Here is a 23,711-nt window from a genome sequence, read left to right as displayed (position 1 = left end):
GGATTCCGGTGCCGGCGCTCGGTCGCGGCGACAACGTGGCCCGGGCCCGCCCGACCGCTCAGTCGAAGAGCTGTGCCGAGGCGTCCCCGTGACCCTCGAGCCGGTTGATGCCGATCAGGCTGAGCAGCAGGGTGTCGACGCTGGTCGAGGTGATCACGCGGACCGTGCCGTCGGCCGCCACGGTCACACTGCCCCGTACGCCGGGCTCGGCGGCCAGCACCTCGCGGGCGGCCGCCACCGCGGAGGCGGTGTCGGGACGGCGTCCGGCCTGACGCTGCGCGGCGGTCGCGTCGGCCGCCGAGCGGGCGGCTGCCGCGGCGGTGAGTTCGGCGCGACGGTCGGCGGCGCTCTTGCGACCGCCGTCGATCACCAGGCCGGCGACCAGCAGCAGCGCCAGGACGACCACCACGACGAAGGCCGACAGCGCCTGGCCACGCTCGTCACGGTGTCGCTTGGCATCCACGCCACCAGTGTGCCCAACCCGGTGCCCTAGTGGGGGGTTGTCCACAGGTCCGAGCGTGCGAGGCAACGGCTGCCGCACTAGGCTGACGAACGACGTCCTCCCCCGCCAGAAAGGCCACAGTCCATGGTTCACAAGGTCGCGCTGCTCACCGCCGGCGGTTTCGCTCCCTGCCTATCCACCGCGATCGGCGGTCTCATCCAGCGCTACACCGCGGTCGCGCCCGAGATCGAGATCATCGCGTACCGGCACGGCTACCAGGGCCTGCTCAGCGGGGACTTTCTCGAGGTGGGCCCTGCGGTGCGCGAGAAGGCGCACCTGCTGGAGCTGTTCGGCGGCTCGCCGATCGGCAACTCGCGGGTGAAGCTGACCAACGCCAAGGACCTGGTCAAGCGCGGACTGGTGGCCGAGGGCGACGACCCGTTGAAGGTGGCCGCCGACCGGCTGGTCGCCGACGGCGTGGACGTGCTGCACACCATCGGCGGCGACGACACCAACACCACCGCCGCCGACCTGGCCGCCTACCTGGCCGGCAACGACTACGGCCTGACCGTGGTCGGGCTGCCCAAGACGATCGACAACGACGTGATCCCGATCCGGCAGTCGCTCGGCGCCGATACCGCCGCCGAGATGGGGGCGCGGTTCAGCCGCAACGTGCTGGCCGAGCACAACGCCGGGTCGCGGCTGCTGATCGTCCATGAGGTGATGGGACGCAACTGTGGCTGGCTCACCGCCGCCACCGCGCGCAAGTACCGCCAATGGCTGACGCAGACCGAGTGGCTGCCCGAGATCGGCCTGGACGCCAAGGCGTGGGACGTGCACGCGGTCTTCGTCCCCGAAGCGGTGATCGACCTGGAGGCCGAGGCGGCCCGGCTGCACGAGGTGATGGACACCGTCGGCAACGTGAACATCTTCGTCTCCGAGGGTGCGGGCGTGGAGAGCATCGTCGCCGAGATGGAGAAGGCCGGCCAGGAGGTGCCGCGTGACGCCTTCGGCCACATCCGGCTCGACAAGGTCAACCCCGGCGCCTGGTTCGGCCAGCAGTTCGCCGAGATGTTGGACGCCGAGAAGACCCTGGTGCAGAAGTCCGGCTACTACTCGCGGTCGGCGGCGTCCAACCAGTACGACCTGGACCTGATTCATTCGATGACCGATCTCGCCGTCGACACCGCGCTGCGCGGCGAGTCCGGTGTGATCGGCCACGACGAGGAGAACGGCGACGTGCTGACCGCGATCGCGTTCGACCGGATCAAGGGCGGCAAGCCGTTCGATATCACCCAGCAGTGGTATCTCGACCTGCTCGCCGACATCGGCCAGCCGGCCCCGGTCGCCGCCCCGCCGGCCGAGCACTGAGGTCCGGCCGGGCGCCGGCCGGGCACTGAGGTCCGGCCCGGCGCGGCCGGCGCTCGTCCCACGTCCGTCGCGTCCGTGCTCCGTGCGTGCTGCAGCGACCGCACCTGCGGCGTCCCGACCTGGCCGGCCCGGTCGCCACCGATGGCCCGGACGCCGCGGTCACCGGACTGCTGGGGCTGGTGCAGATCACCGACTTCCAACTGGCCGACCTGCTCCCCCCCAGCCCACCGAATTTTTGCAGCGGTTCGACGGCGATCCGGCGTGGCAGCGGATGCTGCCCGCCTACCGGCCTCAGAGTTCCTGCAGTGGCAGGCGCTCGCGATGGTCGCCCAGACGGCACGGGATCTCAGCGGGCGTACCCCCCGTCGACGTGCTGGTGACCACCGGCGACAACGTCGACAGCGCCCAGGCCAACGAGCTGGACGCCTACCTGCGGGCCCCGGACGGCGGCACCATCGACCCCACCGACCTCGGCGTCGGACATCCCGCCAGCCCCACCGGCGGCCCCGACCCGGCGTACTGGCACCCCCAACCAGGCTCGGCAGACGCGTGGTCGGCGAAGGGCTTCCCGGCCGTCTCGGGCGTGGTCCAGCGGGCCGCCGGGCCGTTCACCAGCCCCGGTGTGGGGGTGCCCTGGCTGAGCGTCTACGGCAACCATGACTGCCTGGTGCAGGGCCGCGCCCGGTTCCCCGAGGGATACGACGACTTCCTCACCGGAGCCGCCAAGCCGGTGCTGGCACCCCCGGGCTACACCCCCGACGCCGATGCCCTGCCCTCGCCGATGGCGCCCGGCACGTCGCGGGGATCCATCGGCCTGGGCTGAGGCCGGAACGCTGCTACCGAGGTTGCGCGCCGCCGGACACATTGCGGCTGTTGTGCCGCACGCAACGTGTCCGGACGCGCGCGACGTCGGTCGAGGGATGCTGCGGTAGCGGCGATCAGCTCAGTGGTGGCAGCGCCAGCGCTTGCTGCAGCGCGGTGCGTCCGCGTTCGAGCGCATCGTCGCGCAGCCGCAGCTCGGCCGAGATCATCGCCAGGAAGGTGTCGGCCGACTCGCGGGCCTCACGGGCCCGGGCGGCTTCGGTGCCCAGGTACGCCTCGGCGACCACCGTGTCCTGCAGTTCGCCCAACGCCTCGGTGACCTGCTCCCAGGCCTGGGCGAGCTGTCGCGCCGGTTGCCCGAACGCGGGCAGCAGCGCCTCCGAGCAGTAGCGGGCCGCCTTGGCGGCCTTCCGAACCTCGTGCCAGCGGTGCGGGTCGTCCCCCGAGGCCGCTGCTCTGGCCTCCTTGCGGCGCACGCGGGTCACGCAGCGGGCGAGCAGCGACGCGAGGACGTCGAGGCCGGCGTCCGCCTGCGACGACCGGATCGGCGGCTCGGCGAGGAATCGGTCGAACTGTTCGCGTAGATCGGTGTAGCGCGGGGAATCCATGGACGCCACCAACGCCCGGTGCCCGGTGGCGTGCACCTGCGTCAGGTTGTCCGTCAGCCGCGCCCTGGCCGGCAGCGTCACCTGGCCGGCCGGCAGTTGATCGAGCAGGCCCTGGAGCCGCTCGGCCAGCACCTCGGCGTCGCGGGGGGCCCCCAGTTGGTCGGCGTGCCAGGCCAGTTCGGTACGCAGCAGCCGGACCCGCTTGGCGGAGAACAGCGACGCGAAGGTGCGCAACGCGCTGCGTGCGCGGCGGGTGGCAACGCGGCTGCGGTGCACGGCGTCCGGTGTGTCGGTGCGGACGTCGTCGGCCCGTTCGGCCATCACCTCGGCCTGCGCCCGCAGATAGTCGAGCACGACCGACGCCGCAGGCGGCACGGAACCGGCGCTCACTGGCTGCCCGCCCTTTCGTCGGTGCGGACGACGCCGCGCTCGTCCACGACCTCGTCGGGCTGGACGGGTTCGCTTGGCACGGCGCGGTGCCGCGAGCGTGGTTGCCGGGCCACGGCCTCCTCGTCCGGACCGAGGGCCGAGCCGAGCAGGATCGGGGTGACCGCCGCGAACGCCCACACCGCCAGCGCGGACGGCGACCGAAGGGCCAGGGCGATCGGCACCGAGTCCCCGGGCTGCGCGGCGGCCAGCCGCTCGTCGAACGGGGCGCCGTCGAGCAGCTGTCCCAGCTGCCAGCACACCAGCCCGGCGATCACCCCCAGGCCGGCGGCCAGGAACGCCGACGGCCAGCCGATCGACTTGAACCGCCGCCAGGTCGCGACGCCCAGGCCGGCGCCCACCACCACGCCGATCACGACGTACCAGGCGTCCCCGGCGAAGAACTCCGTCAGGGCCCGTTCGGTGACACTCGCCGAGCCGTCGGCCTGCACCTCGTAGCTGGGCAGCCGCACCACCAGCCGCCACAACACCGCCGCGGCCATGCCGGCGATCAGCGCGGCGCCGGCGAAGATGGCCGCCGAAACCAGGTCGGTACTGCGGCTCGGCATCGTCTCGATGTCGTCGGTCGCAGGGGTCGGGGCGCTGGTCACGCCCCCACAGTAGTGGCTAGACGCTGACGCACGACGGACCCAGCAGAGCCTTCAGGTCGGCCATCAGCGGCGGGGACGGCAGCACCCGCAGGGTCTCCTCGAGCTTCCACACGGTCGTCCGGTTGCTCGAGGTGGTGAGCCGCACCCGAACCTCCGTAGCCCCCGGGTGGTTGGTCAGTACGGTGCGCAGCTGTTGCACCACCGCCGGGGTGCAGCGGGCGGCGGGCAGTGAGATCACCACCGGCCCGGACGGGCCTTCGGACACGTCGGGGAACGTGACGTCCGAGCCGCGCACCTCGACGCCTTCGTCCTTGTCGACGATCCGGCCCTTGATCCGCACGATGGTGTCGGTGGCGAGCGAGAGCGCAACCTGCTGGTACACCTTCGGGAACAGCAGCACCTCGATGGAGGCCTCAAGATCCTCGACCGAGACGATCGCCCACAGGTCGCCGTTCCTGGTCTGCTTGCGGGTGACCTGGGTGATCATGCCGGCGATGCTGGTCGGCATGTCGCGCGGCCCGTCCTCGGCGACGATCTGGCCGATGGAGTGCTCCCGGTTGGCGAGCAGCACGTGCTCCAACCCGAGCAGGGGGTGATCGGACACGTACAGGCCCAGCATCTCGCGCTCGAACGCCAGCCGGACGCGCTTCTCCCACTCCTCCACCTCGGGGATCGGCGAGCTGACCAGCGCCTCCCCCTCACCGAAGTCGCCGAACAGGTCGTCCTGGCCGTTCGCCTGGTTGCGCTTGAGGTCGATCACCTCGTCGACCTTCTGCTCGTAGCACTCCATCAACGAACGGCGGGTGTGCCCCAGCGAGTCGAACGCGCCGGCCTTGATCAGCGACTCGATGACCCGCTTGTTGCACACCACGAGCGGCACGTTGGACAGGAACTCGTTGAAGTCGGACGCCGGCCCGTTCGTCTCGCGGCCCCCGACGATGCCGTTCACCACGTTGTCGCCGACGTTGCGGATGGCGGCGAGCCCGTAACGGATGTCGGTTCCGACCGGGGTGAACCGCCCCTCCGAGGAGTTCACGTCGGGCGGCAGGACCTTGATGCCCATCCGCCGACACTCCGCCAGGTAGACCGCGGACTTGTCCTTGTCGTTCTTCACCGACTCGAGCAGCGCGGCCATGTACTCGGCCGGATAGTTCGCCTTGAGGTAGGCCGTCCAGTACGAGATCAGCCCGTAGGCGGCGGTGTGCGCCTTGTTGAAGGCGTAGTCGGAGAAGGGGACCAGGATGTCCCACAGGGACTTGATCGCACCGGCGGAGAATCCGTTGGCCTGCATGCCGCCCTCGAAGTTGACGAATTCGGCGTCCAGCACCTCCTTCTTCTTCTTGCCCATCGCCCGGCGCAGCTGGTCGGCGGCGCCCAGGGTGTAGTTGGCCACCTTCACCGCGATCTGCTGTACCTGCTCCTGGTAGACGATCAGGCCGTAGGTCAGGTCGAGGATCTCGGCCAGCGGCTCGGCCAGCTCGGGGTGGATCGCGGTGATCGGCTGCTTGCCGGTCTTGCGCAGCGCGTAGTTGGTGTGGCTGTTGGCGCCCATCGGGCCGGGCCGGTACAGCGCAAGTGCCGCCGAGATGTCCTCGAAGTTATCCGGCTGCATCTGCCGCAGCAGCACCCGCATGCCGCCCCCATCGAGCTGGAAGATGCCGAGGGTGTCGCCGGTGGCCAGCAGCCGGTAGGTGTCCGGATCGGTCGGATCCTTGCTGAGTTCGTCGAGGTCGATGTCGATGCCCCGATTGGCCTTCACGTTGGCGATCGCATCGTCGAGGATGGTCAAGTTGCGCAGGCCCAGGAAGTCCATCTTGACCAGGCCGAGCGCCTCGCAGCTCGGGTAGTCGAACTGGGTGATGATCTGGCCGTCGGATTCCCGCTTCATGATCGGGACGACGTCGAGCAGTGGCGCCGAGCTCATGATGACGCCGGCGGCGTGGACGCCCCACTGGCGCTTCAGCCCCTCGATGCCACGGGCGGTGTCGACCACCTCCTGCACCTCGGGGTCGGACTCGTAGAGTGCACGGAACTCGCCGCCCTCGGCGTAGCGGGCGTGCTCGGGATTGAACACCTCCGGCAGCGGGACGTCCTTGCCCATCACCGGCGGGGTGTAGGCCTTGGTGATCTTCTCGCCCAGCCCGAACGGCTTGCCCAGGACGCGGCCGGCGTCCTTGATCGCCTGCTTGGCCTTGATGGTGCCGTAGGTGACGATCTGGCAGACGTGGTCGTCGCCGTACTTCTCGGTGACGTAGCGGATCACCTCGCCCCGGCGGCGCTCGTCGAAGTCGATGTCGAAGTCGGGCATCGAGGGGCGTTCGGGGTTGAGGAACCGTTCGAAGATCAGCCCGTGCGGTACCGGGTCGAGGTCGGTGATCCGCAGCGCATAGGCGCACATCGAGCCGGCGCCCGATCCGCGACCCGGGCCCACCCGGATGCCGTTGTTCTTGGCCCAGTTGATGAAGTCGGCCACGACCAGGAAGTACCCGCAGTAACCCTTGTCGGTGATGACCCGGGTCTCGAACTCGGCCTGCTCGGTGGCGTAGCTGGGCACCCCCTCGGGGAACCGTACCTCGAGCCCGCGGCGCACCTCCTTGGCGAACCAGGACTGCTCGGTTTCGCCGGCCGGCACCGGGAACTGCGCCATGAACGTGCCGGTGCCCTCGTCGAAGTGGGTGCTGCAGCGCTCGGCGATGGCGAGGGTGTTGTCGCACGCCTCGGGCAGTTCGGCCCAGATCCTGCGCATCTCGGCGGGGCTCTTGAGGTAGTAGCCGTTGCCGTCGAACTTGAACCGGTTGGGGGTGTCGCGGTTGGAGCCTGACGACACGCACAGCAGGGTGTCGTGCGCCTCGGCGTCCTCGGCGTGCACGTAGTGCAGGTCGTTGGTGGCCACCAGCGGCAGCTTGAGGTCCTTGGCGATGCGGAGCAGGTCGTGGCGGACGCGGCGTTCGATGTCGAGGCCGTGGTCCATCAGCTCGCAGTAGAAGTTGCCGGCGCCGAAGATGTCGCGGAACTCGGCCGCCGACTCCAGCGCCTGCTGGTACTGACCCAGCCGCAGGTAGGTCTGCACCTCACCGGACGGGCAGCCGGTGGTGGCAAGAATGCCCTTGCCGTAGCGGTGCAGCAGTTCGCGGTCGGCGCGGGGCTTGTAGAAGAAGCCCTCCAGCGAGCTCATCGAGCTGAGCCGGAACAGGTTGTGCATCCCGTCGGCGTTCTCTGCCCACATCGTCATGTGCGTGTACGCGCCCTTGGACGCCACATCGTCACCGGTGCCGTCGCCGAACTGGACGCGCTTGCGCTCGCTGCGGTGCGTCTTGGGGGTGAGGTACGCCTCGAGGCCGATGATCGGCTTCACCGCACTGCCCTTGGCGACCTTGTACCACTCGTAGGCGCCGAACAGATTGCCGTGGTCGGTGACGGCCAGCGCCGGCATGCCCATCTGCTCGCACCCGCTGACGAGATCCTTGAGTCGCGCCGCGCCATCGAGCATCGAGTACTCGGAGTGGCAGTGCAGATGCACGAACCCATCGGCCATCGGCGGTTTCGACCTCCATGCGTCGCGTGTCAGCGGGCGGATTCGCCAGGGGGAAGTCCAGCGGAGAGGACCCACCCTAACCCTCCGCGCCGGTGCTTCCCGGCGACACGACGGGACGTGGTTGCGGCCCCGGCGTGTCGCGGCGTCCGCCCCCCGAACATGGCGCTCGCCCAACTACCGAGGGCTCGCCAACCTTGGCGGTGCGCTCGGTAGTTGGGCGAGCTGTCAGAAGTCGGGGCGGGGCTGGGGTCAGTCGCCGACCACCGCCGCCGTGGCTGCCGCGACCAGTCGGAGGTTGTGCGGTAGGGCCCCGTCGAAGCCCGGGGTGGACATGGTCAGGATCGTGGTGTCCAAGCGTGGGTTGTTGACGAACTTGGTGGAGAAGAATCCCTGCCACGAGTAGGCGCCGGGACCTCCCAGGTAGTGGATCGATCCGGCCGGCGCGTTCTCGCCCTCCTGGATGTCGACCATGTAGCCCCACTTGTTCTGGGTCAGCTGCCAGTTGCTCAGGTCGCCGATCTGGTTGGTGGTCATCAGCCGCACCGAGGCCGGGCTGAGCACGCGGACGCCCTCGAGTTCGCCGTTGTTGAGCAGCATTTGGGCGAATCGGAAATAGTCGGCGGTGGTGCCGTGCAGGCCGCCCGCACCGCTGAACAGGGTCTTGTGCTCGCTGAAGGTGTACTGCGGGCCGAGCATGCCCAACCCGAGCGGGGACGCCTCGGTCTGCTTCTCGCGGCGTCCGGCCCAGTACACCGCGGCGATCCGGCCCCAGACCTCCTCGGGCGGGAAGAACCACGTCTCGTTCATCTGCAGCGGCGTGAAGATGTTCTGCTGCAGGTAGCTGTTGAAGTCGAGCCCGGAGACGACCTCGACCAGCCGGCAGAGCACGTCGACGGAGTTGTTCGAGTAGTCGAACATCGTCCCCGGGTCGGCGATCAGCGGTAAGGAGGCGATCAGCTTGGTGTTCTCCTCCAGCGTGGTCGGCGGGGTGTTCAGGTCGTCGACCAGCCCGGCCTCGTGGTACAGCTTCGGCACCACGTGGTAGATCGGCGGCTCGAACAGTCCGTGCCACCAGGTGTTGGTCATCCCGGCAGTCATAGTGAGCAGGTCGTGCACGGTGATCTCCCGCGACGCCGTCCGCAGCTGGGTGACCGCCCAGTCCTTCACGACCGCGACCTTGGTGTCGGCGAACTCCGGCAGGTAGGTCGAGATCGGCTCGTGCAGCGCGATCAGGCCGCGCTCGAACTGCTGCAGCACCGCGACGGCGGCGACCACCTTCGACATGGACGCGAGCCGGAAGACCGAGTCGGTGGCCATCGGCACGTCGTCGTCGGCATCGCCGAAGGCCTTGAAATAGCAGACCTTGCCGTGCCGGGCGACAAGCACCACCGAGCCCTGGTAGGCGTTCTCGGCCAGGTAGCGCTTCTGCAGGGCGTCGATGTTGGCCAGGTACGCGCTGGAGACGCCAACCTCTTCGGGCTCCGCCTGGGTGATCAACTCTGAACTCACAACCAGTCCTCTCATCGGGTCCCGGCCGCCGGGAGGCGCTCACGGCTGTGTGAGCCGGCACGGCCGGGGTCTTCGTCTCCCGACTCTAGTGATCTGTCAGTTGTCCGGGGGGAAAGCCGCGCGGCGTCCCACGAGCACGATCAGGCCGGGGTCACCCGGCCCCGGTCGCCGTCGACCCTGACCCGGACGCCATCGCGCAACACGCCGGTGCCGGTGCCGGTCCCCATCACGGCCGGAATGCCGTATTCGCGCGCCACGATCGCGGCATGGGAGGCGATACCGCCGTGGTCGACCACCACGGCGCCCGCACGGGAGAACAGCGGGGTCCACGACGGGTTGGTGGCCGGACAGACCAGCACCTCGCCGGGCCGCAGCGCACCGAAACCGGCCGGGGAGTGGATCACCCGTACCGGACCCTCCGCCACTCCTCCCCCGCCGGCCACCCCGGTGACCAGCGCGTCGGAGTCGTCGCGCTCCGGGTACAGCGTGGCGGTGGCGATCAGCGGCGCCCCGGCGAGCTCCTGCCAGAGTGCGCGGCGGCGTCCGATCGCCTCGCGCAGCCGGGCGCCGCCGGCGCGGTCGGGGTCGGGCACCGAGCGCAACTCCTCGAGGGTGAGGAACCACACGTCATCGGCCTGGTCGATCGCCCCGGCTGCGGCCAGCCGGCGTCCGGCCTCGACGCAGGCGTGCCGCACCGGCGGCATCGCCCGGGTGACCTCGAAGTGGGTGTCCTCACGCACCTGCACCCCGGCGGACGCCCTGGTAACCAGCCGTCCGACCCAGTCGGCGCTGCGGGTCGCGGTGAGCACCGGGTCATGGAGCAGTCGAGCCAGCGCCGGTGCGAACGGCGGCGTCCCGGTCTTGTCGGGACTCGCCAGCAGCAGCTGGATGAGGGCCATCACCGTGGTCGGCTCGTCGGCCCAGCTCGGGTCGCGCAGCAGCAGCACGCTACCGGTCTCGCGGTGCCCATAGCGGAGGAGGAACGCCTCGAGCCGCTCCCGGACGTCCACGGCGTCGGGGTCGCGGCGGATCGCCTCGAGGGCGGCGGCCGGGCTCAGGCCGGCCAGCCTTTCGGCGAGGTCGGGCAGCCCGCGGAGCTGATCGGCGATCAGCGCCAGCGTGCCGTTCGCCCGGTCGGTCATGGTGGGCAGTTCCAGGATCAGGGCGCCGAACAGCTCACTGCGACGCAGCACCGCCAGCAGCAGCCGTAGCCGCAGCATCGCGCCGACCGCACCCGGCAGGTAGCCCACCCGTAGCTCGGTCATCAGGTCCACCAGGGCGGACGCCCGGGCCGGCACGGCGAGCAACTCGGCCCACTCGGCGCCGGCGACGTCGAGTGCGGCCAGGGTGCCTGCGTCGGCGTCGAAGCGCCGATAGGCGGGGTCGTCGCGCCAGGCGCGCGGGTCGCGGCGGGTGCGCCACAGGGTGCGCAGCAGCCGCAACGGGGTTCGTGCGGTCGGGTGCGGGTCGGGCGGCACATAGCTGGCCATCACCTCGTCGGTGGTGACCGCCACGTCGTTGAAGTCGACGTGGCCACCGACCAGTCCGTCGACGAGCCCCTCCACGTGGCGGCCGATGCTGCGGCTCCAGGCCGAAAGCTCCAACGGGTGGGGACGGCGCGGCAGAAGCTCGAGAATGACGGGCCCGACGAAGCGCTGCACGGCGTTCAGTGGCACCGGCGCGGGCGGCAGGGCGGTCATCGGCCGTGCCTGCACGATCGCGATCCGCTCCCCCTCGATCGCCCACTCCACGTCCTGCGGGCCGCCGAAATGGGTCGCGATGCGGCGTCCGAGATCAGCCAGCCGGGCGAGTTGCCCATCGCTCGGCGCACCTCCCGCTCCACCGGCGTTCTCGTCGGTGACCGTGCCACCGCCCCAGGCCGCGCGGATCGTCACCTCGCGACCGCCCGCCCGCTGGCTGATCACCCGGTTGTCGGCGTCCAGCACCGCATGATCGGGGGTGACCAGGCCCGAGACGACCGCCTCGCCCAGGCCGGGGCTGGCATCGATCACCACGTGGTCGCGGCGCCCCGTGACCGGGTCGGCGGTGAACATCACGCCGGCGAGATCGGCGTCGACCATGCGCTGCACCACGACCGCGATGGCGACGGTGCTCTCATCGAGGCCGAGTCTGGCGCGGTAGGCGATCGCCCGCTCGCCCCACAGCGACGCCCAGCAGTCGCGCACGGCGGTGATCACCGCCGCCTCGCCCTGCACGTTGAGGTAGGTCTCCTGCTGTCCGGCGAAGGCCGCGCCGGGCAGGTCTTCGGCGGTGGCGCTGGAACGCACCGCGACCGGCCCGGCACCCAGCGACGCGTAGCCGTCGGCGATCGCCTGCGCGAGCGCCCCGGGCACTGCCAGCCGCCCCACCGCCGCAAAGCTGTGCGGGCCGGGACCCACCGCCGAGTAGTAGGCGGCGGTGGTCACCACGAAGCCTTCCGGCACGTCGAAGCCGGCGGCGATCAGCTCGCCCAGGTTGGCTCCCTTGCCACCGGCCAACTCGAGGTCGTGGCGACCGAGTCGTTGCAGCGGCAGGCAGAACGGGGCGTCCACCGACTCATCGTAGGGTTCGGTTCGCGTCACAGCTCCAGCCGGACGACCGCGCGGCGCGGGGTGGGCCGGTGCACCTCGGTGAAGCCGGCGCGGGTGAACATGCCCAGAGTGCCGACGTGGAGTTCCTCGGTGATCACCGCGGTGGTCAGGATCGGGTACCCCTCGATCGCCCGGGCACCGTGCAGCCGGGCGTGCTCGACCGCCGCCACCGCCAGCCGTGAGCCGTACCCTCGGCGCCGGTGCCCGGACCGGGTGGTGAAGCAGGTGACGGCCCAGACGCCCCGGTCGGCGCGGTTCTCGTCGCGGCCCTCCCAGGGAACCTTGAACGCCCGAAGCAGCCCGGCGTAGTCGGCGCGGGACTCGACGGCGCACCAGGCCACCGGTTGGTCGTCCTCGAAGCCGACCAGGCCGGGTCCAGGCGGGTCGGCCGCCTGCAGCTGCAGCCGGAAGGTCAGCTCCTCGCGGCCCAGCGCGGCGAACGACTCCCGTGGCGCGAGCTTGTAACGCTGGCAGTGACAGGTCGCGGCCGGCCCACGTGCACCGAACACCGCGGCGACAGCGTCCGCTCCGGCCTCGGCGGCCGGCAGCACCCGCCAGTTCCCGGCAGCCTCCCCTCCGGCGCCGGTGGCCGCTCGCCCGGCCGCCGCGGTCACGCCCCGAGCGCCTGTTCCAGGTCGGCCCACAGATCCTCCACGTCCTCGAGCCCCACGGAGAGCCGGACCAGGTTCTCCGGCACGGTGGGCGGCTCGGCAGGGATGCGACGGCGTCGCTCGAGCAGCGACTCGACCCCGCCCAGGCTGGTGGCCGGCACCCACAGCCTGACCGCCGCGACCAGGGCGTCGGCGGCCTCGCGTCCGCCGGCCAGTTCGATCGACAGCATGCCGCCGAAGCCCCGCATCTGTCGGGCCGCCAGGACGTGCCCCGGGTCGGACGCCAGGCCCGGGTAGCGCACCCGTTCGACCGCCGGATGCGCGGCCAGCCGCCGCGCCAGCACCCCGGCGCTGGCCTGCTGCCGCTCGACCCGAACGGCGAGCGTCCGCAGCCCGCGCAGCGCCAGCCAGGCCTCCATCGGGCCCAGGATGCCGCCGTGCAGGCCGCGGTAGGCGACGATCGCATCGAGCAGACTCGGATCGCGGGCCACCAGCACGCCGAGCACCACGTCGGAGTGCCCGGCCAGGTACTTGGTGCCCGAATGCAGCACCACCGAGGCGCCGAAGTCGAGCGGGTTCTGCAGCAGCGGGGTGGCGAAGGTGTTGTCCACCGCCCAGCGGACGCCGAGCCGATTCGCCGCCTCGCCGATCGCGGCCAGGTCGGCCACCTGGAGCAATGGGTTGGTCGGGGACTCGATGATCAGCCAGTCCGTGCCCTGCAGGGCCGCCAGCACCGCGCCGGTGTCGCTGACGTCGACCAGCTCGAGGCTGAACCGGCCGGCGGCGGCCAGCTTGCCCGCCAGGGACAGCATCGAGCCGTAGCAGGCGTCGGCCATCACCACCCGACCACCCGCCGGCACGAGGTCGAACAGGGCGGCGGCGGCGGCCATGCCGGCGCCGAACACCACGGCGGTGCCGCCCTCGAGCACACCGACGGCCTGCTCCAGGTCACGCCAGTTCGCGTTGTTCATCCGGGTGTAGATGCCCGGATCGGTGGCCCCGAACGGCTCCCACGAAACGTAGGTCGACGTCAGCTCCACGCTCGGGCCGACCGGTGCTCCCGCCTCGCGAGCAGGGCGGCCGGCGACGACGGCGCGGGTGGCCGGGCTCCAACGAGCCGGGTCGCTCATGCCTTCTCCTGTTCGTCGTCCCACCAGCGCAGCACGCGGGTGGCGTAGAGGGTCAGCCACGGCGACGGTTTGCCCACGGCGACGTCGATCGGGAACCACTCCTGGCCGGGCAGGTTCGCCTCCTGCAGCCAGCGACCGTCGGGCTGTCGCTTGGCCCTGACGATCTCGACCGCCTCGGCCAGCCGCGGATCGGGTCGGACGCCGTCGACCGCCGCCGCCCGGCGGAAATAGTCCAGGGCGCGGAGCACGTCGTAGCGGTACCGCGGCGGGTACGCCAGCAGGGTCGCCCACGGGGCCACCTGTTCGCCGGTCGAGGCCCGCCTGCGCAGCCCGCGCGACAGCAGGTACTCCTCTCCCCCGCGGCGCAGCGAGGCCAGGGATGCACGGTCGGGCCCGTAGACCTCACGGAACAGCAACGCCTCCAGCGCATTCAGCGTCGAGTGGTAGGACGACCGGGTCGAGCCGGTCTCCCATTCGCAGTTCCAGCCGCCGTCGGCCAGCCGGTGCTCGGCGAACCAGTCGACCAGGCCGGCCACGTCGGCGCCCAGCCAGGTACCGCTGGTCAGGGTGAAGCCGTTGATGCAGACGTCGACCTCGCCGCCCCAGTAGGGCAGGTCGTCGTACTCCCAGTGGCTGTTGGCGGCGAGCTTCTCGGCGGTGCCGGCCAGCGCGGCCGCGTCCAGCCCCCACCGGCACAGCGTGAACAGCGACCAGGTGGTGGCCGTCCAGGGCTGGCCCGGCTGGTGCTTCAGCCACGCCGACCAGTGGCCCTCGCCGGGGAAGTAGGCGCCCTGGGCCCACTGCCCGTCGGCGTCCTGCTGGGCGAGCAGCCGTGCACCCATGCCCTCGGTGGCGATGCGCGCCCGGGTGGCTCGCCAGACTGCTTCGGGGGCGCCGAGCAGGTCACGTTCGACCTGCCAGCGCAGTGCCGGATCGGTCGCCAACAGCCACTCGACGGGAACGTCAGGTTCGGTCATGGCGTCACTGTAACCAGGGTTCCGGACAGGACCCGTCCGGTTCATCGGCTAGTCAGGATCGATCATTCCGGCCAGCCGGGTGACGGTGTTCACGTTGCGCCCGGTCACGATCCGGGGCCGGGCCAGCGTGGGGAGTCGTGCCGCCAGTGCCGAGCGGCCCATCCCGTCGGGGAAGTGCACCCAGACGTGCTTGCCGGCCACCACGACCTCCTCGTTCACCGCGACGTCGACGAGCGCAGCAGCGAGGCCGGCCGGGGCCGGGCCGTCCAGGAAGCCGACCAGCACCTGCGAACCCTTGCCCTGCGGGAAGGGGTTGTCCGCCAGCAAACGATCGAGCTGCTGCTTGGAACGCAGCAGCACCTCCACCCGGAATCCGGTGTGCTCGGCGATGGCCCGCTCGAGCCTGCCGCGCACCGCGGCCGCCGATCCGGAACCGGTGAACACGACGTTGCCCGATGCCAACAGGGTGCGCACCTGCTCGAATCCGGCCTCCTCGGCCACCTCACGCAGGGTCGCCATGGGCAGCGTCCGGCCGCCCACGTTGACCGCCCGTAGTAGTCCCGCCCAACGCTTGGTCGCCATCGGCCCATCGTGCCCCGCCGGACGCCGTGCCGCCAGCGCCGCAGGCGCCGGATCAGGACGCCCGCTCGGTCTGGTCGGGACGTCCGGAACAGGTCGGCCTCGACGACGTCGCGCCGGCTGCGCCCCGAGTCGGGGGTGACGGGGAGGGCGAACGAGGCGAGATGGTAGCCGCGTTGCATCAGCGAACTGGTGCGCAACGCCTTGCACCGTCCGAAGGCCGGCCGCACCGTCTCGGGCCGTTGCAGTTCGACGGCGCCGATCTTCAGCGACCGGGCGAACGGCATCAACGCCAGTAGCGCCAGCAGGGTGGCCCGGACACTGCCGGTCGCGAACCGCTGCTAGAAGGTGGGGCCGTCCTCGGCGGCGGCCAGCTCCTGGGCGGTGGGGCCTTTGATGTAGCTGGTCGCGGTCAATCGGCCCTCGCGGGAGACGAAGGTGTCCGCCGCCATGGCCATGTCGGTGTTGGTGCAGCTGACCCCGAGCCAGGTGCCGTCGTCGAGCTTGACCAGGGTGGCCTGGATCACGCCGCGGCGCGGCTCGACAGGTTGTCGGTCGGGATCGACCTGGCCGGAGATCTGCCACTGCGCCATCACCACCGCGGCGTCGTCACCGAGCAACCGCTGGCTCACCTTGCTGAGCCGGATGGTGGCGTTGGCGAAGGCGTTCTGGAAGCCGAAACGCTGCGCCTTCACGATCGAGCGGCGGCCCGTCCACCACAGCCCCACGACATTGACGAAATCGGCGTCCTCGACGAACAGCCGGCCGATCGCGTCGGCGTCCTTGGCGTCCCACGCCCTGATGTACTCCTCGACCAGGTCGGTCGGCGCGACCAGCGGCCGCACCGCGGGTGAGGACGCGGGCAGGGGCAGGTGGACGATCTCGGCCGCCCGCCTGAGCAGCTTCTTCAGCTTGGCCACCGGCACTCCTTCTAGTCAGGACGCCAGCGTTGCGCTGCGCGGTCCGCGGGTCAACAGCGTCCACCCCTCCACGTCGGGCGGACGCCGAGCGCCGCCCGCCCCCGATCGGCCGGATCAGACCATCATCGGGCGCTCGGTGGGCAGGATCGGCTTCGGCAGCCGCGATCGCCCCTGCAGGTAGGCGTCCACCCCGTTGGCGCAGGAGCGGCCCTCGGCGATCGCCCACACGATCAGCGACTGGCCGCGGCCGGCGTCGCCGCAGACGAACACGCCCGGCTCCGAGGTGGCGTAGTTCTCGTCCCGGGCGATGTTGCCGCGCGGGTCGAGATCGACCCCGAGCTGGTCGACCAGGCCGCCCTTCTCGGGACCGGTGAAGCCCATCGCCAGCAGCACCAGCTCGGCCGGCAGCACCCGCTCGGTGCCGGGGACCGGCTCGAAGCGGCCGTTGACGAACTCGACCTCGGACAGCCGCAACTCCTTCACCGAGCCGTCGGCGTCGCCGATGAACTCGCTGGTCGACACCGCGTACACCCGGTCACCGGACTCCTCGTGGGCCGACGACACCCGGAAGGTCATCGGGTAGGTCGGCCAGGGCTGGTGCGCCGGCCGCTGCACGGGCGGCATCGGCAGGATCTCGAGCTGGGTGACCGAGGCGGCGCCCTGCCTGATCGAGGTGCCCAGGCAGTCCGCGCCGGTGTCACCGCCGCCGATGATGACCACGTGCTTGCCGGTGGCGACGATCTGGTCGGCGACCTCCTCGCCGAGCGCGGCCCGGTTGGCCTGCGGCAGGAACTCCATGGCCTGGTGGATGCCGTTCAGTTCACGGCCCGGCACCGGCAGGTCGCGAGCGACGGTCGAGCCGATGGCCAGCACGATCGCGTCGAAGCGCTCCTTGAGGTCGTCGCCGGAGAGATCGTCGGGGGTGCCGATGGGGCGCCCGGTCTTGAACACCGTGCCCTCCAGCCGCATCTGCCGCAGCCTGCGGTCGAGCACCGCCTTCTCCATCTTGAACTCGGGGATGCCGTAGCGCAGCAGGCCGCCGATGGCGTCCGCCCGCTCGTAGACCACGACGGTGTGCCCGGCCCGGGTGAGTTGCTGGGCGGCGGCCAGCCCTGCCGGACCGGAGCCCACCACTGCGACGGTCTTGCCGGTGTGCCATTCGGGGGTGACCGCGGTCACCCGGCGATCGCTCCACGCCCGGTCGATGATGGCGACCTCGACGTTCTTGATGGTCACCGGTTCGCGGTTGATGCCGACGACGCAGGCCGTCTCGCAGGGTGCCGGGCACAGCCGTCCGGTGAACTCCGGGAAGTTGTTGGTGGCGTGCAGCCGCTCGGTCGCACCCCGCCAGTCGTCGCGCCAGACCAGGTCGTTCCACTCGGGGATGAGGTTGCCCAGCGGGCAGCCCTGATGGCAGAACGGAATGCCGCAGTCCATGCAGCGCCCCGCCTGCTTGGTGATGATCGGCAGCACGGCCTTGCCGGGCGATTCGGGGTAGACCTCGTGCCAGTCGTGGATGCGCTCCGCGACCGGACGCCGCGAGGCGACCTCGCGGGGAGTGGTCATGAAGCCCTTCGGGTCAGCCATGCGCGGCCTCCATCATCATCGTGGTGGTTGCCTGTTCATCCAGTCCGGCCCGCTCGGCCTCATTCCTGGCGGCCAGCACCCGGGCGTAGTCGCGCGGGGTGACGACGGTGAACCGGGCGGACAGGCTGCCGCCCTCGAGCAGTCGTGTCGCGACCGCCGAGCCGGTCTCCTCGGCGTGCTTGACCAGCAACTCGCGGATGCGGGCCAGGTCGGCCTCGGTGGGATCGAGCGCGTCGACCATCTCGGTGTTCAGCCGGCTGGTGTCCAGGTCGAGCACGTAGGCCAGACCGCCGGACATGCCGGCGGCGAAGTTGCGGCCGGTCGCGCCCAGGACGAGGGCCTCACCGCCCGTCATGTACTCGCAGCCGTGGTCGCCGACACCCTCGACGACCGCGGTCGCGCCCGAGTTGCGGACGCAGAACCGTTCCCCCACCTTGCCCCGGATGAACAGCTCGCCGGAGGTGGCGCCGTAGGCGATCACGTTGCCGGCGATGATGTGCTCCTCGGCGACGAACGCGGCGTCCTCGGCGGGCCGCACGGTCAGCCGGCCGCCGGACAGGCCCTTGCCGAAGTAGTCGTTGGTGTCGCCGACCAGCCGCAGCGTGATGCCGGCCGGCAGGAACGCTCCGAAGCTCTGCCCGGCGGTGCCGCGCAGCGTCAGGTCGATGGTGTTCTCCGGCAGGCCCTTGCCCCTGGTGGCCTTCGTGACCTCGTGGCCCAGGATGGTCCCGACCGTGCGGTCGACGTTGCGCACCGCCAGGTCGGCGCGCACCAACTCGCCGGACTTCAGGGCCGGCTGGGCCAGCTCGATCAGCTTGACGTCGAGTTTGGCGTCCAGGCCGTGGTCCTGTCCGGTGATGGCGTGCAGCGGGCCGTCGGTGTCGACCCAGTGCAGGATCGGCTCCAGGTCGAGCCCGCTGGCCTTCCAGTGGTCGACCGCCCTGCGCGCCTGCAGCACCTCGACGTGGCCGACGGCCTCCTCGATGGTGCGGAAGCCGAGCGAGGCCAGGATCTCGCGCACCTCCTGAGCGATGAACTCGAAGAAGTTCACCACGTAGTCGGCGTGCCCGGAGTACTTGGCGCGCAACTCGGGGTTCTGCGTGGCGACGCCGACCGGGCAGGTGTCGAGGTGACAGACCCGCATCATGATGCAGCCCGACACCACCAGCGGCGCGGTGGCGAAGCCGAACTCCTCAGCCCCCAGCAGGGCGCCGATCACCACGTCGCGGCCGGTCTTCAGCTGGCCGTCGACCTGCACGACGATGCGGTCGCGCAGGCCGTTGAGCAGCAGCGTCTGCTGGGTCTCGGCCAGGCCGAGCTCCCACGGTCCGCCGGCGTGCTTGAGCGAGGTCAGCGGCGCCGCGCCGGTGCCGCCGTCGTGGCCGGAGATCAGCACCACGTCGGCCTTGGCCTTGGAGACGCCGGCGGCGACCGTGCCGACGCCGACCTCGGCCACCAGCTTGACGTGCACCCGGGCGCTCGGGTTGGCGCACTTGAGGTCGTGGATCAGCTGCTTGAGATCCTCGATGGAGTAGATGTCGTGGTGCGGCGGCGGGCTGATCAGGCCGACGCCCGGCGTCGAGTGCCGGGTCTTCGCCACCCACGGGTACACCTTCTGGCCGGGCAGCTGGCCGCCCTCGCCGGGCTTGGCGCCCTGCGCCATCTTGATCTGGATGTCGGCGGCGTTGGTCAGGTAGTCGGAGGTGACGCCGAAGCGTCCCGAGGCCACCTGCTTGATCGCCGAGCGGCGTTCCGGGTCGTACAGCCGGTCGACGTCCTCACCGCCCTCACCGGTGTTCGACTTGCCGCCGAGCCGATTCATCGCGATTGCCAGGGTCTGATGCGCCTCGAGCGAGATCGAGCCGTAGGACATGGCGCCGGTGGAGAACCGCTTGACGATCTCGCTGATCGGCTCGACCTCGTCGATCGGCACCGGCTTGCGATCGGAACTGAACTCGAGCAGGCCACGGAGCGTCATCAGCCGCTTCGCCTGGTCGTTCACCCGGTCGGTGTAGGCCTTGAAGATGTCGTAGCGCTTGCTGCGGGTGGCGTGCTGCAGCCGGAAGACGGTCTCGGGGTCGAACAGGTGCGGCTCGCCTTCGCGACGCCACTGGTACTCACCGCCCACGTTGAGGGTGCGGTGCGGCAGCGTGATCCGGTCCGGCGGGTAGGCCATAGCGTGCCGGGCGGCGATGCCGCGGGCAATCTCCTCCAGGCCGATGCCCTCGACCCGGCTGGTGGTGCCGGTGAAGTAGGCGTCCACGAACTCGGTGCTGAGCCCCAGGGCCTCGAAGATCTGCGCCCCGGTGTAGGACGCGATCGTCGAGACACCCATCTTGGACATCACCTTCAGCACGCCCTTGCCCAGCGCCTTGCGGACGTTGGCGACGGCCTGCTCGGGCTCGACCTTCACCAGCCATTCGCGGCGGGCCAGGTCCTCGGCCGACTCGAACGCCAGGTAGGGGTTGACCGCGGCCGCGCCGTAGCCGACCAGGAGCGCCACGTGATGCACTTCGCGGACGTCGCCGGCCTCGACGATCAGGCCCACCTTGCTGCGGGTCTTCTCACGCACCAGGTGGTGGTGGATGGCCGCGGTGAGCAGCAGCGACGGGATCGGCGCCAGGTCGGCGTTGGAGTGCCGGTCGGACAGGATGATCGTCCGGCAGCCCCGTTCGATGGACGCGGTGACCTCGGCGCACAGTTCGTCGAGCGTGGCCTTCAGACCCGCCGCACCCTCCTCGACCGGGTACAGGCCACGCACCACGTGGGTGTCGTAGGCCGGCATCGACCCGTCACGGTTGATCCGCACCAGCTTGGCCAACTGGTCGGAGTCGAGCACCGGGTAGCCGATCACGATGTGCTTGCACGAGTCGGGCCCGGGCTGAAGCAGGTTCCCCTCGGGTCCGAAGGTCGAACTCAGCGAGGTGACCAGCTCTTCGCGAATGGCGTCCAGCGGCGGATTGGTGACCTGGGCGAACAGCTGGGCGAAGTAGTCGAACAGCAGCCGCGGGCGTTCGCTGAGCACGGCCAGCGGCGTGTCGGTACCCATCGAGCCGATCGGCTCGGCGCCGCTGTTCGCCATCGGCGCCAGCAGCAGCTTGAGCTCCTCGTGGGTGTAGCCGAAGACCTGCTGGCGGCGCAGCACCGAGGCCGCGCTGTGCACCACGTGCTGCCGGTCGGGCAGGTCGTCCAGGTCGACGCGGCCCTCGGCCAGCCACTCGCCGTAGGGATGCTCGGCGGCCAGCGAGGACTTGATCTCGTCGTCGTCGATCAGCCGGTGCTCGGTCAGGTCGACGAGCAGCATCCGGCCCGGCTGCAGCCGGCCCTTGGCGATGACCCTGCTCTGCGGCATGTCGATGACGCCGGCCTCGGAGGCGAACACCACCAGGCCGTCGTCGCTGACCCAGTAGCGGCCCGGGCGCAGCCCGTTGCGGTCGAGGGTGGCGCCGATCAGGCTGCCGTCGGTGAAGCAGACGGCCGCCGGGCCGTCCCAGGGCTCCATCAGCGAGGCGTGGAAGGAGTAGAACGCCTTCCGGTCCGGATCCATCTCGGCGTTGTTCTCCCACGGCTCCGGGATCATCATCATCACCGCGTGGGGCAGGGACCGGCCACCCAGGTGCAGCAGCTCGAGGACCTCGTCGAAGGACGCCGAGTCCGAGCCGCCCGGGGTGCAGATCGGGAACAGCCGCTCGAGGTCGCCGGGCAGCGTGTCGGAGGCGAGCAGCGCCTCGCGGGCCCGCATCCAGTTGCGGTTGCCCTTGACCGTGTTGATCTCGCCGTTGTGGGCGATCAGCCGGTACGGGTGGGACAGCTCCCAGGCCGGGAAGGTGTTGGTCGAGAAGCGCGAATGCACCAGGGCGAGCGCAGACGCGATGCGCTCGTCGGACAGGTCGGGGAAGACCTCCGCCAGCTGCTGGGTGGTCAACATGCCCTTGTAGACGGTGGTCCGGGCCGAGAGGGAGGCGAAGTAGACCCCGGTCTCGTTGCGCGCCCGCTGCCGCAGCGGGTAGGCGAGCCGGTCGAGGTCGATGCCGGTCTCGCCGCCGGGAGAGGCCAGGAACAGTTGCTCGAAGACCGGCATCACCTCACGAGAGACCGGGCTGAGGGTGCTGGACTCGGTGGGGACCTCGCGCCAGCCGAGGACGTCGAGGCCCTCCTCGATGGCGATGTACTCGATGGTCCGCTTGGCCCCGGCCCGCTTCACCGGCGAGGTGGGCAGGAAGGCCATGCCCATCGCGTAGCCGCCCGCCTCGGGAAGATCGAAGTCGACGACCTGGCGCAGGAAGGCGTCCGGCACCTGCAGCAGCATGCCGGCACCGTCACCGGCGGCGGCGTCGGCGCCGGTGGCGCCGCGGTGGTCGAGGTTCTCCAGCGCGGTCAGGCCCTTGGCGACGATGTCGTGGCTGGCCTCGCCGCTCAACTGGGCGATGAACGCGACACCACAGGCGTCGTGCTCGAAGGCGGGGTCGTACAGTCCTTGCGCGGGCCTCGCGGGCAGAGGCGTCAGAGCCATGGGCGGTTCTCCTCATCTTCCGGCGTGTGGGAGGTCTGGGGCCGGAGGGTGCCGAAGCGCCCGCCGTCCGGCGGCTTCACAGCACGCGCTGGCAGCATACAAGGGTGCGTATTTCGTGAGGGTTACGACTGTTTGCATGATGGACGAGGTTCGTCCCCTGCTCTCGACGCAACCGGCGGCCCAACCTAACCTGTCCGCCATGACCAACACGCAATGGCAGCCCGTCGTGGACGCCAACGAGGGCGCCTTCGTGATCGAGCTACCGGCCGGCTGGCAGCACGACGCGCGGCTGGTGCGGGTCGGGCCGGCGGCCCGCCGAGCCGTCCGGGCGGCCTCCCCCGACGGGTCGGTGAGGCTGAGCCTGCACGACCCGGATATGCCGGACTTCTTCGAACCGTCCAGTGGCTTCTTCCCCACCCCGGGGGTGCACCAGCTCGCCCCGTTCACCGACGCGACGAACTTCCTGCCGCAGTACCTGCAGCAGCGGTTCGGCACCCTGCCGGGCTTCGCCGCCGGCGGGGCGCAGGCCGAGCAGGCGCTGGTCGAGGAGACCATGCGCAAGGCGGCCGCGCAGGGCGTCCAGCTGCGGGTGACCGCGGCGTCCGCCCCGTTCCGGTTCACCGATCAGGGCGCCCAGGTCGAGGCGCTCGCGGTCTGCACCACCAACTCCTTCGGTCCCGGTTGGGTTGCCGATGTGTGCGCCGTCTACGCCGTGGGCGGGGGGCAACCTGATCGCGACCTGCTGCTGCACGCGATGTCCTCGGAGCGGACCAACCAGCAGTGGCAGGGCGTCCAGAACGCCAACTTCGCCAACCAGCAGGCCGCCAACGCCCAGCAGAACGCGCTGTGGATGAATGCCAGCCAGGCGATGCACAACCAGCGAATGGGTGACATCGCCGCCGCGGGAGCGGCGAACACCGCGATCCACAACCAGCGGGTCGCGATGGGCGAGGCAAGCACCGCGGCCTACCTGAACCAGCTCAACCAGCCGTTCCAGGGGGTCCCCTCCGGTGTGGGGAGCGGGGACGGCCCGGGACTGGACCAGCAGCATTCGCTGATCAACTCGATCCGTGAGGAGGAGACGGTGCGGACGGCGTCCGGAGAGGACGTGCAGGTCGAGGCCGGCGCCGATCGCTACTTCATCGACGAACACAACCGGCAGTGGGTCGGCGCCCAGGGCAACGTGGACGCCAACGACTTCCGGGCCGCGGGGCTCGACCCCGACGACTACCAGGAGGGTCAGATCCGCCGCTGACGGATCGGGTGGTGGCACCTCGGCGCTGTCGCCGGGCCGGGCCGGCCAGGCCGAGGGATCAGTGCGGCCGCTCCGACTCCGGCGCGTCGGTCGAGGGCGCCTCCGGGTCGGGGGTGCCGATCGACCCGGTAGCGACCCGGTCGCCATCGTTGAAGGCGGCGTCCTGCTGGGCCTCCGGCTCGTCGGACGAGGCGTCCTGCTCGTCGGGGGTGGCGTCCTGATCG

16 protein-coding genes are annotated in these 23,711 nt (G+C 70.7%); 3 read left to right on the top strand and 13 right to left on the bottom strand.

Annotated features, from left to right (window positions below):
• Window positions 1-58 precede the first annotated feature (58 nt).
• A complete protein-coding gene (locus OIE40_RS06230) occupies window positions 59-463 on the bottom strand; it encodes a hypothetical protein (protein ID WP_264701105.1) in 405 nt (134 codons plus the stop codon).
• A 123-nt stretch (window positions 464-586) separates the two neighbouring features.
• On the opposite strand from OIE40_RS06230, the gene OIE40_RS06225 reads away from it, so the two are divergent.
• Both OIE40_RS06225 and OIE40_RS06220 read left to right on the top strand, forming a co-directional pair.
• Window positions 587-1,813: a pyrophosphate--fructose-6-phosphate 1-phosphotransferase gene (locus OIE40_RS06225; protein WP_264701084.1), complete on the top strand. Its 1,227-nt coding sequence runs from the start codon at window positions 587-589 to the stop codon at window positions 1,811-1,813.
• A 370-nt stretch (window positions 1,814-2,183) separates the two neighbouring features.
• Window positions 2,184-2,636 (top strand): metallophosphoesterase family protein, encoded by a 453-nt coding sequence (locus OIE40_RS06220; RefSeq protein ID WP_264701082.1) that lies wholly within the window; start codon window positions 2,184-2,186, stop codon window positions 2,634-2,636.
• A gap of 115 nt (window positions 2,637-2,751) precedes the next feature.
• Here OIE40_RS06220 and OIE40_RS06215 read toward each other — a convergent pair whose 3' ends face one another.
• The 12 genes from OIE40_RS06215 to gltB form a co-directional block, all read right to left on the bottom strand.
• Window positions 2,752-3,633 (bottom strand): CHAD domain-containing protein, encoded by an 882-nt coding sequence (locus OIE40_RS06215; protein ID WP_264701081.1) that lies wholly within the window; start codon window positions 3,631-3,633, stop codon window positions 2,752-2,754.
• On the bottom strand, window positions 3,630-4,280 hold the full coding sequence (locus OIE40_RS06210; protein ID WP_264701079.1) for a hypothetical protein: 651 nt from the start codon (window positions 4,278-4,280) through the stop codon (window positions 3,630-3,632). Before OIE40_RS06210 ends, OIE40_RS06215 begins: the two co-directional genes overlap by 4 nt.
• Window positions 4,281-4,296: 16 nt before the next feature.
• Window positions 4,297-7,815: a DNA polymerase III subunit alpha gene (gene dnaE, locus OIE40_RS06205; RefSeq protein WP_264701077.1), complete on the bottom strand. Its 3,519-nt coding sequence runs from the start codon at window positions 7,813-7,815 to the stop codon at window positions 4,297-4,299.
• 249 nt (window positions 7,816-8,064) lie between these two features.
• On the bottom strand, window positions 8,065-9,324 hold the full coding sequence (locus tag OIE40_RS06200) for a serine hydrolase domain-containing protein (protein ID WP_264701075.1): 1,260 nt from the start codon (window positions 9,322-9,324) through the stop codon (window positions 8,065-8,067).
• Window positions 9,325-9,464: 140 nt separating this feature from the next.
• Complete coding sequence (locus OIE40_RS06195; RefSeq protein WP_264701074.1) at window positions 9,465-11,876, bottom strand: PEP/pyruvate-binding domain-containing protein; 2,412 nt, start codon at window positions 11,874-11,876, stop codon at window positions 9,465-9,467.
• A gap of 26 nt (window positions 11,877-11,902) precedes the next feature.
• Entirely contained in the window at window positions 11,903-12,529 is a 627-nt protein-coding gene (locus OIE40_RS06190; protein ID WP_264701073.1) for a GNAT family N-acetyltransferase, read from the bottom strand.
• On the bottom strand, window positions 12,526-13,656 hold the full coding sequence (locus OIE40_RS06185) for a trans-sulfuration enzyme family protein (protein ID WP_264701072.1): 1,131 nt from the start codon (window positions 13,654-13,656) through the stop codon (window positions 12,526-12,528). Before OIE40_RS06185 ends, OIE40_RS06190 begins: the two co-directional genes overlap by 4 nt.
• A complete protein-coding gene (locus tag OIE40_RS06180; protein ID WP_264701071.1) occupies window positions 13,653-14,633 on the bottom strand; it encodes a squalene cyclase in 981 nt (326 codons plus the stop codon). Before OIE40_RS06180 ends, OIE40_RS06185 begins: the two co-directional genes overlap by 4 nt.
• 48 nt (window positions 14,634-14,681) lie before the next feature.
• Window positions 14,682-15,215 (bottom strand): DUF1697 domain-containing protein, encoded by a 534-nt coding sequence (locus OIE40_RS06175; protein WP_264701070.1) that lies wholly within the window; start codon window positions 15,213-15,215, stop codon window positions 14,682-14,684.
• Window positions 15,216-15,553: 338 nt separating this feature from the next.
• Complete coding sequence (locus OIE40_RS06170; protein WP_264701069.1) at window positions 15,554-16,132, bottom strand: SgcJ/EcaC family oxidoreductase; 579 nt, start codon at window positions 16,130-16,132, stop codon at window positions 15,554-15,556.
• Window positions 16,133-16,246: 114 nt separating this feature from the next.
• Complete coding sequence (locus OIE40_RS06165) at window positions 16,247-17,719, bottom strand: glutamate synthase subunit beta (protein WP_264701067.1); 1,473 nt, start codon at window positions 17,717-17,719, stop codon at window positions 16,247-16,249.
• A complete protein-coding gene (gene gltB / locus OIE40_RS06160) occupies window positions 17,712-22,232 on the bottom strand; it encodes a glutamate synthase large subunit (protein ID WP_264701066.1) in 4,521 nt (1,506 codons plus the stop codon). The genes OIE40_RS06165 and gltB overlap by 8 nt, the downstream gene beginning before the upstream one ends.
• 199 nt (window positions 22,233-22,431) lie before the next feature.
• Between gltB and OIE40_RS06155 the strand changes: the two genes are divergently transcribed.
• On the top strand, window positions 22,432-23,487 hold the full coding sequence (locus OIE40_RS06155; protein ID WP_264701064.1) for a hypothetical protein: 1,056 nt from the start codon (window positions 22,432-22,434) through the stop codon (window positions 23,485-23,487).
• Window positions 23,488-23,711 lie beyond the last annotated feature (224 nt).

Source organism: Micropruina sonneratiae (assembly GCF_025972045.1).
Classification (GTDB): domain Bacteria; phylum Actinomycetota; class Actinomycetes; order Propionibacteriales; family Propionibacteriaceae; genus Micropruina; species Micropruina sonneratiae.
This window is presented reverse-complemented; position numbering and strand designations above follow the sequence as displayed.

Bases quoted from the DNA above. Each gene is read 5' to 3' on its own strand.
- OIE40_RS06225 (WP_264701084.1), top strand. From the start codon at position 587: ATGGTTCACAAGGTCGCGCTGCTCACCGCCGGCGGTTTCGCTCCCTGC.
- dnaE (WP_264701077.1), bottom strand. From the start codon at position 7,815: ATGGCCGATGGGTTCGTGCATCTGCACTGCCACTCCGAGTACTCGATG.
- OIE40_RS06185 (WP_264701072.1), bottom strand. From the start codon at position 13,656: ATGAGCGACCCGGCTCGTTGGAGCCCGGCCACCCGCGCCGTCGTCGCC.
- OIE40_RS06180 (WP_264701071.1), bottom strand. From the start codon at position 14,633: ATGACCGAACCTGACGTTCCCGTCGAGTGGCTGTTGGCGACCGATCCG.
- OIE40_RS06175 (WP_264701070.1), bottom strand. From the start codon at position 15,215: ATGGCGACCAAGCGTTGGGCGGGACTACTACGGGCGGTCAACGTGGGC.
- OIE40_RS06165 (WP_264701067.1), bottom strand. From the start codon at position 17,719: ATGGCTGACCCGAAGGGCTTCATGACCACTCCCCGCGAGGTCGCCTCG.
- gltB (WP_264701066.1), bottom strand. From the start codon at position 22,232: ATGGCTCTGACGCCTCTGCCCGCGAGGCCCGCGCAAGGACTGTACGAC.
- OIE40_RS06155 (WP_264701064.1), top strand. From the start codon at position 22,432: ATGACCAACACGCAATGGCAGCCCGTCGTGGACGCCAACGAGGGCGCC.